This window comes from Streptomyces apricus, from assembly GCF_008369065.1.
Lineage (GTDB): Bacteria > Actinomycetota > Actinomycetes > Streptomycetales > Streptomycetaceae > Streptomyces > Streptomyces apricus.
The window spans coordinates 83,404-95,131 of record NZ_VDFC01000085.1; the positions used below are offsets into that span (position 1 = coordinate 83,404).

Genomic DNA, 11,728 nt, shown 5'->3' on the forward strand with positions numbered 1-11,728 from the left:
GTCTCACTGCCGGGCCGGATCGGGTCGGGCCGAGCCGGGTCGGGCTGTCCTGGTCTGGGCCCGCTCCGGGCCTGACGCCGGTGGCGGTGGCGGTGGCGGTGGCGGTGAGAACGCTGCGGTCCCCCTTCCGGGTGACCGAGTTGTCCACAATCACAGTGCTGTCCACGGATCTGGGCCGACTCTTCCTCCTCAACCGGCCCGGCCCGTACCGTGATTCACGCGAGACACCGCCGTCGGACGAACGGAGCAGTGCAAGCATGAGTGACCCTCGGATCCTGACCGTGCGCCCCGAACCGGGTGAGTACGCGTGGACGTTCGGCGGAGTGCCGCCCATCGCCCGCATCCAGCCGGGTACGGTCCTCGACCTCTACACCGAGGACTGCTTCGCCGGACGGGTGCGCTCGGAGAAGGACCTGGTGTCCGAGGTGTGCGAGTTCCCGTTCCTCAATCCGCAGACGGGACCGTTCCACGTGGAGGGTGCGGAGCCGGGGGACACGGTCGCGGTGCACTTCGTGTCGATCGAGCCGGCGCGGGACTGGGCGGCGTCGACGACGGTCCCGCTCTTCGGGGCACTGACCTCCACGCACACCACGGCCACGCTGCAGCCGCCGCTGCCCGAGACCGTGTGGATCTGGCAGCTGGACAGGGCGCGCCGCACGGCACTGTTCAGCGCACGGGACAGCGACATCCGGATCGAGCTGCCCATGGATCCGATGCACGGCACCGTGGGAGTGGCACCGGCCAACCTGGAGGTACGCTCCGCCCTGGTCCCGGACGCGCACGGCGGGAACATGGACACGCCCGAGATGCGGACCGGCGTCACCTGCTACCTCGGGGTGAACGTGGAAGGCGCCCTGCTGAGCCTCGGCGACGGCCACGCGCGGCAGGGAGAGGGCGAGACCTGCGGGGTCGCCGTCGAGTGCGCGATGAACACGGTGGTGATCGTCGAGCTGCTCAAGGGGGTCACCACGCCGTGGCCCCGCATCGAGTCCGACACCCACATCATCTCGACCGGCTCGGCACGCCCGCTGGAGGACGCGTTCCGAATATCGCAGCTCGACCTGGTCCGATGGCTGGTGCGCGACTACGGGTTCAGCGAGCTGGACGCCTACCAATTCGCCACCCAGGCCGTCGAGTCGCCGCTGGCCAACGTCTGCGACACCAATTACACCTGCGTGGCCAAGATCCGCAAGGAGTGGCTGCCGGAGCGGGAGACACACCGGGGGCTGCACGCCCGCATGCGGGAGACGGCCGCGGCACTGGGCCGTTGAGGTCCGGTCTCCGGCCGGCTCCAGCAGTTCCGACGGCTCCGACGGCTCCAGCGGTCTGCCACCGACGTCACCGTCATTCGAGAGGAAACCCGTGGACCGAGCCAAGTTCCTTCCGACCTCCCTGCCCAGCCGACGGCGCCTGCTGCAGAGTGCCGCTCTCGCCACGATCTCCACCACGCTGCTCCCCACCACGCGAGCGGGCGCGGAACCGCAGGGCATCGACTACCCCCCATCCGAATGGTCCCCGGCGAGTCCGTCCAACTACACCGTGGCCGACCGCCCGACGAGCCATCCCGTCGACTTCGTAGTCATCCACGTGACACAGGCGACCTACTCGGACACCCTCGCCATCTTCCAGAACCCGAGGAAACAGGTGTCCGCGCACTACGTCGTCCGGTCGGACGACGGCCACATCGCCCAGATGGTCCGCGAGCGCGACATCGCCTGGCACGCAGGCAACTGGGACTACAACACCCGCAGCATCGGCATCGAACACGAGGGCTGGGTGGACCAGCCGGCGTACTTCACACACGCCCTGTACGAGGAGTCGGCGAGACTCACCGCGGCGATCTGCGACAAGTACGCGCTCCCCAAGGACCGTTCGCACATCCTCGCGCACTACGAGGTACCCGGCAGCGACCACACCGATCCGGGGCCGTACTGGGACTGGACGCGTTACATCAGACTGGTCAACTTCGCCTAGCCGCCTCGTCACCTCGCTACTCCAGTCACCTCGCCCCTCCCGTCGCCCGGCCGCCTCGCACGGTCCGCGACGCTTGTCCACATCCACCGCGGGAGTGACGATGTCAGCAGCGGCTTCGCACCAGATGCCTACGCCTCCGGGGAGGCCGAATTGACCGATCCATGGGTGGCTCTCGACCAGGGTGCCGATCCCGTCGAGCGGGTGCGTGCGCTGCGGCGTGCCCATGAGACCTTCACCGAGGCGGGCACGGTGTCGCGGCCGGTGCGGTCCGTGGTCGCCGACTCGTGGCGGCGTTCGGCACGGGCAGGGGTCGGGCCGGACGGTTCCGCGGCGGTGGAGCTCACCGACGGAGACCTCGGTTCCTATCGCGCGGAACACCCCCTGGCCGCGGTGATGCCGCTGTTCCGGGAACTCATGGGCACCTTCGCGTCGGACGGCGAACACCTCCTGGCGGTGTGCGACGCGCAGGGCAGGCTCCTGTGGGTGGAGGGGCATCCCGGCACCCGGCAGAAGGCGGACGGCATGAACTTCGTGCCGGGTGCGCGGTGGGCGGAGTCCGCGATGGGAACCAACGCCCCGGGTACGGCGGTGGCGCTCGACCGGCCGGTGCAGGTGTTCGCCGCGGAGCACTTCATCCGGCGCGTCCAGCCGTGGACGTGCGCGGCCGCTCCCGTGCACGACCCGCGTACGGGGCGGCTGCTCGGCGCCGTCGACATCACCGGCGGGAACGGGCTCGCGCATCCGCACAGTCTGGGCTTCGTGCAGGCCGTGGCGCGCGCCGCCGAGTCGCAGCTGGCTCTGCTCACTCCCGCGCCGGCCGCCACCGACGCCCTGCAACTGACCGCTCTGGGCCGGGACGAGGCGCTGCTCGTGTCCCGCGGCCGCACCCTGCGGCTGAGCCGCAGACACAGCGAGCTCCTGGTACTGCTGTCGCGGCATCCGGACGGGCTGACGGGTGACGAGCTGCTGTGCGCGTTGTACGAGGACGAGTCGGTGACGCCGGTGACGTTGCGTGCCGAGCTGGCCCGACTGCGCCGGCTCCTGGGGAGCGGGGTCCTGGGTTCGCGGCCCTACCGGCTCTCGGTTCCGGTCGAGTCGGACATCGCGGTGGTGGAGCGCAGACTGGGTGCCGGTGCGGTGACGGCGGCCATGGCGGCGTACGGCGGTCCGCTGCTGCCCGGTTCACAGGCTCCGGCGGTGGTGCGGCTGCGCCGACGGCTCGCGGACGGACTGCGCGCAGCCCTCGTCTCGGGCGGTGACCCGGACCTGTTGGCGCGCTGGGTCACGGCGTCGTGGGGCGAGGACGACCTCGACGTGTGGCGGGCCCTGGCGGCCACCCGCCCGACAGCTCCGGTACGGGCACGGCTGGCCGAGCTGGAGGCCGAGCAGTCCGCATCACCCGGCTGGCTGCGCCGCTGACACGGCGGCACGGTGCCCCGGCAACCCGGCCCTGCCCTGCCCTGCCCTGCCCTATCGCGCAACGTACCTGCAACCTCGCCGCACCTACCCTCGCGGCGAGAGCCGTCCAACGGCGGGCGGCCCTTTCTCGGGAGGCAGAGCACATGACCCGTTACGCGGCGCCCGGCACCGAAGGCGCGATCGTCTCCTACGAGTCGCGGTACGACCACTTCATCGGCGGCGAGTACGTACCCCCGGCCCGTGGGCAGTACTTCGAGAACCCGAGTCCGGTGAACGGGCAGCCGTTCACGGAGATCGCGCGTGGCACGGCCGAGGACGTGGAGCGCGCCCTCGACGCGGCACACGCCGCGGCTCCCGCCTGGGGCCGTACGTCGGTGACCGCGCGGGCCGACATCCTCCTCAAGGTCGCCGACCGGATGGAGGCGAACCTGGAGAAGCTCGCGGTCGCGGAGACCTGGGAGAACGGCAAGCCGGTCCGCGAGACGCTGGCCGCGGACATCCCCCTGGCCATCGACCACTTCCGTTACTTCGCGGGGGCGATCCGGGCGCAGGAGGGGTCGCTCGGCGAGGTCGACGACGACACGGTGGCGTACCACTTCCACGAGCCTTTGGGAGTGGTGGCGCAGATCATCCCGTGGAACTTCCCGATCCTGATGGCGGTGTGGAAGCTGGCGCCGGCGCTCGCGGCGGGCAACGCGGTCGTGATCAAGCCCGCCGAGCAGACTCCGGCGTCCATCCACTACCTGATGAGTCTGGTCGCGGACCTGCTGCCGCCGGGTGTGGTCAACGTCGTCAACGGTTTCGGGGTGGAAGCGGGCAAGCCCCTGGCGTCCAGCCCGCGGGTCGCGAAGGTGGCCTTCACGGGTGAGACCACGACGGGGCGGTTGATCATGCAGTACGCCTCCGAGAACATCAAGCCGGTGACGCTCGAACTGGGCGGGAAGTCGCCGAACATCTTCTTCGACGACGTGTGGGCTCAGGACGACGACTTCCGGGACAAGGCGCTTGAGGGCTTCACGATGTTCGCGCTGAACCAGGGCGAGGTGTGCACCTGTCCGTCCCGGGCGCTCGTGCAGCAGGGTCACTACAACGAGTTCCTCGACGCGGCGGTGGCCCGCACCGAGGCGATCAAGCCCGGTCATCCGCTGGACACCGAGACGATGATCGGCGCCCAGGCCTCCAACGACCAGCTGGAGAAGATCCTCTCCTACCTGGACATCGGGCAGCAGGAGGGCGCCAAGGTCCTGACGGGCGGCCACCGTATCGAGTACGACGGCGAACTCGCCGGCGGGTACTACGTACAGCCGACGATCTTCCAGGGCGACAACAGGATGCGGATCTTCCAGGAGGAGATCTTCGGTCCCGTCGTGTCCGTCACGTCGTTCGCGGACTTCGACGACGCCATCAAGATCGCCAACGACACCCTGTACGGGCTCGGGGCGGGTGTGTGGACGCGGGACATCAACACGGCGTACCGCGCGGGGCGGTCGATCCAGGCGGGCCGGGTGTGGACGAACTGCTACCACGCGTACCCGGCGCACGCGGCGTTCGGCGGCTACAAGCAGTCCGGCATCGGCCGCGAGAACCACAAGATGATGCTGGAGCACTACCAGCAGACGAAGAATCTCCTGGTGTCGTACTCGCCGAAGAAGCTGGGCTTCTTCTAGACGCCAAAAAAGGGCGCCTGAACAGGCACTTCACCTGTCAGGCGCCCTTTCCGGCGCGCATCTAAGCCACGGGGCGAAGTGCAGAGTAACTCCCGATATGCCCCACCGCTATCCCATCTCTGACCAGCTGTTCCGGGGCATTTCCGGGCCAAGGCCCGGCTCAAGCGCCTTCCGCACTGCCGCCCTGCCCCTCCCACCTTCGCATCGACTTCTCGATCAGGCTGTTGGCATGGTTCCGCGCCTCGGCCAAAAACTTGGCGTAGAAGCGGAAGAGAACCTGGATGCTTTGTCCGGCACGGCGCGCACACTCTGCCGGGTCGACACCGGAAGCAAGCCAGAACGAGATTCCTGCATGGCGCAAGTCGTAGGGGCGTTTCGCAAGCTCAAGGGCGTGTTCATCGAGAGTCAATGCAGCCTCACGCGCACGTCCCCATGTGATCCCGTACGCGGAAGGATCGACGTAGTTTCCCGCTGCATTGCGGAACAGACGTCCATCGGGTGCGACACCGAAACTCTCTATGTGCTCGCGCAGCATGCGCACCAGCACCGGCGGGATGGGCACCGGCCTCATCGCCTTGGCCGCCCGTCGCTTCAGAGTGGACCTCGTGAACGGCACCGTCATTCGTCCACTCCTTACCCGCCGTGACCACCCCGCCCTTCAGGTTGAGGAGCCCCCATCCGCTCGCCGGCAGACGGCATTGAGACTTCTGCAAGTGAATGACCTCAGCAGGACGCATCGCGGCGTAGTACATACACCCGAAAAAGGCGTACAGGTGTGGACCTCGGCCGGGCAGCGCCCTGACCGCAGCGAGCAGGCGGCCCACCTGTTCCGGATTGGGCACGCAGTCCGGGTCGACTTCGTCGGCAACTTCCGGCGCAGACCACCGCAAGCCGCTCAGCGGGTTCTGGGTGAAGTAGCCACGTTCCACTGCGACCCCGAACACCTCGTTGACGGCGGCCTTCTTGCGCTTCACGGTCTTCGCTGCAGCGGCTGCCCCATCGACCTTGCGGCACAGAGCGTCGAGCCCCTGGCGCAGCACATCGGGCTCCGTCAACTCGCTCACGGGCAGCGAATGACGCTGCAGCCAATCCAGTGCTGCCTGCCACTCCTCGGGCGGATCCTGTCTCCAGGCTCTTTTATTGAAAGCCCATGAATACAGCGCCCTCCGCAGTTCACGAGGTGCATACGACATGTGCTCCGGCTCGACGAAGGCTGGAGTGATGGTCGCGAGAGCGTCGGCAAGCGTTCGACGCGTGTTTCCCGGCGTACGGTCCCAACGCTGGTCGATATATTCCTGCGCCAGGACATACCAGGTGGTGCGCTGTTTCAGGGCCCGGAGCTCGGAAGCCGGCAGGCCCGTCCTTATATCGAACGGCTCGCCATCGCGCGCGGCAGTCACGAGTTTGGAACGTCGGCTCTCCGCAAGCCCCTTCGTGAGAAAAGACTCGGATTTATCCCGCCCATTGACCGTCCATCGAACCTCGAACCCTTTGCGACGGTCTGGCCGCTCGCGTGTTTCCCAAAATCGAACTCTGTAACTCATCGTCTACGTAGACGCGGGCCTCGGGTGCGCGGCGCTGGATGTCGCGCAGCGCGCTCGTCAACTTCGTCTCAAGGCCGGCGATGCGCTGCTCCGTCGCATCGACGCCGTTGTCGGTGTACGACTCACGGCAGGGAGATCCGTGGGACGACATGTCCTTGGCGCGGTCGAGCACCTTGTAGGCCGTTCCCATGGCGACGCATCGAGTGATCATGTCGCTGAATCCGATGTCGTTGCCGCCGATGCCGAGGGTGACGAGACGCGTCGAACGCGAAACGGCGGACAACTGGGAAGGGTTCGTTCCCTTCTCGGTGTACTGGGCCCCGGTGAGGTCGTCGACGGTGGCACCACTGCAGCTCACGTCACGGAAGTCGCCCGGCTTGAGATCGAGCCCGGCGGCGACCTGGGCCGGGTAGTTGTGATCGGACCGGGCGCATCCCTTGGGCCTGCCTGTCTGCACAGATATGCGAGGCCCTGAGGTATAGGAGTCGCCGAGAGCCGCGTACGGTCCCACGCGGACGGGCGCCGCGACGCCGGAGGGATCGGTGGTGTCGTGGCGTGTCACGGCGACCGTGGCGGCCAGGACCGCGGCCGCCAGGAGAAGTCCGGCAAGTGTGCTGCGTAATTGCGTCGTCATCAGGGATGTCCTGCCGTTCGAATGGGCGGGTATCGGATCGCGGCGAGGGGCCGACCGCGGCGTCAGCGACCGGACACCAGACCTGATTGATAGGCGAGGGCGACGAGTTGGGCACGGTCACGCGCGTCCACCTTGGCTCTGGCGTGCTGAATGTGCGTACGAACGGTGAGGACGCTCAGGAACAGTTCGTCGGCGATCTCGGTGTTCGACTTGCCGACCGCGGCGAGCTTCACCACCTCGCGTTCCCGGGGAGTGAGGGCGGCCAGTTGTTCGGGAGGGACGTTGGGACCTGCGGCAGGAGTGGAGAGAAGGCGGGTGATGAGGGAGCGGGTGGCCACAGGCGACAGGAGCGCGTCGCCCGCGGCGATGGTGCGGATGCCGTCGAGGAGCGCGTCGGCGGTGGTGTTCTTGCCGAGGAATCCGCTCGCGCCCAGGTGCAGGGCCTGGGCCACGTGTTCGTCGGACTGAAAGGTCGTGAGGACCAGGATCCGGGTGTCCTGGAGGTCCTTGTCGTTGCAGATGGCCTCGGTGGCGGCCAGTCCGTCGGTGCCCGGCATACGGATGTCCATGAGGACGACGTCAGGGTGGTGCACGCGGGCCAGTTCGACGGCCTGTTGCCCGTCGGAGGCCTCGTCGACCACTTCGAGATCGTCGCAGGAGTCGATCAGTACACGGAAGGTCGCTCGTAGCAGGGTCTGGTCGTCGACGATCAGCACGCGGATGGGCATGGTGGGCTTCCGGTCGGTCATACGTGGATGGGGAGTTCCGCCGTGACGGCGAACCCGCCTTCGGGCCGGCGGCCGGCGTGGAGCCGCCCGCCGGCGGACTGGGCGCGCTCGCGCATGCCGACCAGGCCGAACCCGCCCCCGCGGGCGCGCGGGCGCGGCAGCGGGCTGCCTTCGTCGCTGATAGTGATCACCAACTGGTCCGGCGCGTAGATGAGTTGGATGTGCGCCTTGCTCACCGCGGCGTGTTTGGCGACGTTGGTGAGCGCCTCCTGCACGATGCGGAAGGCGGTCAGGTCCGTGCCGTTCGACAGGGGGGGGCCGGGGGCCCTCGGTATCGACGGTGATGTGCAGTCCGGCAGCGGCGAAGGCGGCGACCAGGTCGTCGAGCTGGTTCAGACCAGGGGCAGGCTCCAGGGACTCCTGGGTGGTGTCGGACTGACGGAGCAGGCCCACGGTGGCTTGGAGTTCGCGCAGTGCCTCGGTCGTCGTGACGGTCAGCTCGGTGAGGATGGTGTGTGCCTGCTCGGGGCGGGTGCGGTACAGATGGGCGGCCGTACCGGCCTGGGCGTTGGCCAGGGCCATGTGGTGGGCGACGACGTCATGCAGCTCCCGGGCGATGCGGATGCGCTCTTCGTAGACGCGGTGCCTGGCTTCCTCTTCCAGGATGCGTTCGGCTTGTTCGGCGCGTGCTTGTACGGCGTTCAGGTACGCGCGGCGTGCCCGCACCGCCGAGCCGTACAGGACCGGGAGCAGGATCCAGAACGCGAGGCTCACCACCTGGTCCGCCCAAGGGTCGCCGATCGGGTCCCAGCGCAACGCGGTGGGCAGGAGCACGAGGGCGACACAGAGGCAGTGGGCGACAACCGCCCGCTGCCCGGAGCGCAGGGTGAGTTCGTACAGCGCGACGATGACCGGCAGCAACAGCAGGGGGCCGACCACACAGCCCTGGCCGCCTACGAGAACTGATCCGAGCGTCGTCAGGCCGACGACGAGACCGGGGCGGCGGCGCCGTGCCGACAGGCACGCGCAGACGACTCCCGCGATGACGAACCCCGGCCACCACAGGGTGTCGGTGTCCGTGCGGCGGTACTGGTTGGCGGTGGCGGCCCACACGAGGAGCAGGAAGACCATCTCGACGAGGCGCGGACACTGCTGGGCTTGGCGTCGCAGGTGGACGAGCATGGACTCTCCGACGGACCTTGGCTGTCGCGCGGTGGCGGCGGTGCGAGCAGTGGGTGAAATGGATTGAGTGAGTGAAGTAGGTGCGGGGGTGGGGCGCCAGGGCCGCTCGCGGAAGGGGGACGAGCGGCCCTGGCGGTTCCCGTGCGTCAGACCGTCACCGACGAATGCCGATCGGTGCTCTCGGGGAGAGCGGATGGGGCGGGGGTGTGCTTGGTGAGCGCCTCGCCCTCGACGTCGACACGCGGAAGCAGGCGGTCCAGCCACCGTGGCAGCCACCAGGCGTGCCGGCCGAGCAGCGCGAGAACGGCGGGTACGAACGCCATGCGTACGACGAAGGCGTCGAAGAAGACGGCGCTGGCCAGACCGAAGCCGACCATCTTGACCATGGACTCGCCGCCCGTCATGAAGCCGCCGAACACCGCCATCATGATCAGTGCCGCCGCGCCCACGACCTGGGCGCTGTGGCGGAACCCGGTGACGATGGCCTGGCCGGGCCCCTCCCCGTGGATGTGCGCCTCACGGATCCGGGAGACCAGGAACACCTGGTAGTCCATGGCGAGACCGAAGATGATGCCCACCAGGAAGATGGGCATGGTGCTCATGATCGGCCCGGTTTCCTCGACGCCGAAGAAGCCCGCTCCGTGGCCCTGCTGGAACACAGTGACGATGGCGCCGAGGGCCGCGAGGACCGACAGCAGGAAGCCGAGCGCGGCCTTGAGCGGCACCAGGATCGAGCGGAAGACCAGCATCAGGAGGAGGAACGCGAGGCTGACGATGACAGCGAGATACGGGACGAGGGCGTCCTGCATCTTCTCGGCGACATCGATGTTCAGCGCCGTGGTACCGGTGACCTTGAAGCTCGCGCCGGTGTCGGACTCGACCGCGGCCCGCTCGCCGCGGATGGTGCGCACCAGGTCCTGGGTCTGCTTGCTGGTGGGCGCGGTGGCCGGGACGGCGGCGATGACCGCGGTGTCCTTCGCTTCGTTGAACCGGGCGGGCGAGACGGAGACGACCCCTTCGGTGCTGTCGAGCCGATCCGCGACCGCGGCCACCGCGGCCTGCGGATCCTCGGCCTTGCTGACATCGACGACCACGGTCAGCGGACCGTTGAATCCCGGGCCGAACCCCTCGGCCAGCGCGTCGTAGGCGCGCCGCTCCGTGGTCGAGGTCGACTTCGCCTCCTCACCCGGCATTCCCATCCGCAGGTCCAGCGACGGCACGGCGAGTGTGCCCAGACCGGCGACAGTCAGGAGCAGCACCGGCAGGGGGCGTCGCACGACGAACCGTGCCCAGCGAACACCCCAAGGCGCCTTGGCGCTGCTCGCGCCGACGGTCCCGGTGACGATGGTCCTGGTGCTGTCGGCCTCGGTGCCGACGGTCTTGGTGCTGCCGGCGCGGCGCGGGAACTTGAGGCGCGTACGGCGTCCGCCGGCCGAGGAACGGCTGCCGGCGTCGCGGGAGCGGCTTTCGCCCTTGCGTTCCCGTCGCGAGAGCACGGCATCGGGCCAGAAACCGAGAAGCGCGGGTACGGCTGTGAGTGCGATCAGCACGCCGACCAGCACCGCGCCGGCGGAGCCCAGTCCCATCTTGCTGAGCATCGGGACGCCGATCACCGAAAGGCCGAGCAGCGCGATGATGACGGTGAGTCCGGCGAAGACGACCGCGCCGCCCGCGGTGCCGACCGCCAGGGCGGTCGCCTGTTGCGGTTCGTGCCCCTTGGCCCGCTCCTCGCGGTAGCGGGAGACCACGAACAGGGAGTAGTCGATACCGACGGCGAGGCCGAGCATCATCGCCAGTTCGCCGACCGTCGACGAGAATCCGAAGGCGCTGCTCACGGCCGTGATGCCGGCCAGGCTGATGCTGACACCGAGGATCGCGGTGAGCAACGGCAGGCCCGCGGCGGCGAGGGAACCGAAGGTGATCAGCAGCACCACCGCGGCGACGAGGACACCGAGCACCTCGCCCAGTCCTTGTGCCGCCTCGGTCTCCAGCGCGGAGCCGCCGACCTCCACGGTCAGGCCGGCGTCCCGGGCCTGGTCGACGGCCTTGGCCAACGCCTCCTTGCTGGCGTCCGTGAGGTCGTCGGAGGCGACTTTGTAGGTGACGCTCGCGTACGCCGTCGACTTGTCCTTGCTGACCGCGTCGGCGTCGAAGGGGCTGGTCACCTCGGCGACCTGCGCTCCGTCGGCCGCCGCGGCGACGAGTTTGTCGATGGCTGAACGGTTGGCGGTGGTGGTGATCTGCTGCCCCTGTTCCGCGACGAACACGATACGGGCTTCGGCCCCGTCCGCCTCGGCGCCCGGGAACCGCTCGTTGATCAGGTCGAAAGCCTTCTGGGACTCGATTCCGGGCATGGAGGACGAGCCTTCCGGCGTCTCGGAAGCGCTGGTGGCCCCGAGAAACACGGCGGCCAGCACCGCCACCCATATCAAAAGGACCGTGCGGCGCCTCCGGAAGGCCCAGCGGCCCACACGGTGCAAGAAAGTCGCCATGGAAATGCCCATCTCCTTGTCTGGATATCTGGAACGCCTCTCACCCTCGCGGGTCGGACCTGTCCTTGTCGTCAGCCTCATCGACAAT

General features: G+C 68.5%; 10 protein-coding genes and 1 pseudogene. 4 read left to right on the top strand and 7 right to left on the bottom strand.

Annotation, left to right across the window (positions count from 1 at the left end; all coding sequences use genetic code 11):
- Positions 1-257: 257 nt before the first annotated feature.
- The 4 genes from FGF04_RS36780 to exaC all read left to right on the top strand — a co-directional run bounded on the left by FGF04_RS36780 (position 258) and on the right by exaC (position 5,060).
- Positions 258-1,271 carry an acetamidase/formamidase family protein gene (locus FGF04_RS36780; protein WP_149515801.1) on the top strand — a complete coding sequence of 338 codons (1,014 nt, stop codon included), beginning with the start codon at positions 258-260 and terminating at the stop codon, positions 1,269-1,271.
- 91 nt (positions 1,272-1,362) lie between these two features.
- A complete protein-coding gene (locus FGF04_RS36785) occupies positions 1,363-1,974 on the top strand; it encodes an N-acetylmuramoyl-L-alanine amidase (RefSeq protein ID WP_149515739.1) in 612 nt (203 codons plus the stop codon).
- Positions 1,975-2,124: 150 nt separating this feature from the next.
- On the top strand, positions 2,125-3,393 hold the full coding sequence (locus tag FGF04_RS36790) for a GAF domain-containing protein (RefSeq protein ID WP_149515740.1): 1,269 nt from the start codon (positions 2,125-2,127) through the stop codon (positions 3,391-3,393).
- Positions 3,394-3,536: 143 nt separating this feature from the next.
- Positions 3,537-5,060: an acetaldehyde dehydrogenase ExaC gene (exaC, locus tag FGF04_RS36795; protein WP_149515741.1), complete on the top strand. Its 1,524-nt coding sequence runs from the start codon at positions 3,537-3,539 to the stop codon at positions 5,058-5,060.
- A 160-nt stretch (positions 5,061-5,220) separates the two neighbouring features.
- On the opposite strand, the gene FGF04_RS41915 is transcribed toward exaC, so the two are convergent.
- The 7 genes and pseudogenes from FGF04_RS41915 to FGF04_RS36820 form a co-directional block, all read right to left on the bottom strand.
- On the bottom strand, positions 5,221-5,469 hold the full coding sequence (locus tag FGF04_RS41915; RefSeq protein ID WP_328596467.1) for a site-specific integrase: 249 nt from the start codon (positions 5,467-5,469) through the stop codon (positions 5,221-5,223).
- A gap of 7 nt (positions 5,470-5,476) precedes the next feature.
- The gene (locus tag FGF04_RS36800; RefSeq protein WP_328596468.1) at positions 5,477-6,460 is read right to left on the bottom strand and encodes a hypothetical protein; all 984 of its coding nucleotides are present in this window, start codon (positions 6,458-6,460) and stop codon (positions 5,477-5,479) included.
- 52 nt (positions 6,461-6,512) lie between these two features.
- Positions 6,513-7,238 carry an SGNH/GDSL hydrolase family protein gene (locus tag FGF04_RS36805; RefSeq protein WP_149515742.1) on the bottom strand — a complete coding sequence of 242 codons (726 nt, stop codon included), beginning with the start codon at positions 7,236-7,238 and terminating at the stop codon, positions 6,513-6,515.
- 62 nt (positions 7,239-7,300) lie between these two features.
- Positions 7,301-7,966 (bottom strand): response regulator transcription factor, encoded by a 666-nt coding sequence (locus FGF04_RS36810; protein WP_149515802.1) that lies wholly within the window; start codon positions 7,964-7,966, stop codon positions 7,301-7,303.
- Positions 7,967-7,983: 17 nt separating this feature from the next.
- Positions 7,984-8,241, bottom strand: a complete 258-nt coding sequence (locus FGF04_RS41475) for an ATP-binding protein (RefSeq protein ID WP_235882690.1) — start codon at positions 8,239-8,241, stop codon at positions 7,984-7,986.
- Positions 8,242-8,458: 217 nt separating this feature from the next.
- Positions 8,459-9,148, bottom strand: a pseudogene (locus FGF04_RS41920) (histidine kinase); the annotation flags it as partial.
- A 146-nt stretch (positions 9,149-9,294) separates the two neighbouring features.
- Positions 9,295-11,640 carry an MMPL family transporter gene (locus FGF04_RS36820; protein WP_149515743.1) on the bottom strand — a complete coding sequence of 782 codons (2,346 nt, stop codon included), beginning with the start codon at positions 11,638-11,640 and terminating at the stop codon, positions 9,295-9,297.
- Positions 11,641-11,728: the final 88 nt, after the last annotated feature.

Excerpts from the sequence above, each read along its gene's own strand:
- FGF04_RS36780 (WP_149515801.1), top strand. The coding sequence starts at position 258 with ATGAGTGACCCTCGGATCCTGACCGTGCGCCCCGAACCGGGTGAGTAC.
- exaC (WP_149515741.1), top strand. The coding sequence starts at position 3,537 with ATGACCCGTTACGCGGCGCCCGGCACCGAAGGCGCGATCGTCTCCTAC.
- FGF04_RS36805 (WP_149515742.1), bottom strand. The coding sequence starts at position 7,238 with ATGACGACGCAATTACGCAGCACACTTGCCGGACTTCTCCTGGCGGCC.
- FGF04_RS36810 (WP_149515802.1), bottom strand. The coding sequence starts at position 7,966 with ATGCCCATCCGCGTGCTGATCGTCGACGACCAGACCCTGCTACGAGCG.
- FGF04_RS36820 (WP_149515743.1), bottom strand. The coding sequence starts at position 11,640 with ATGGCGACTTTCTTGCACCGTGTGGGCCGCTGGGCCTTCCGGAGGCGC.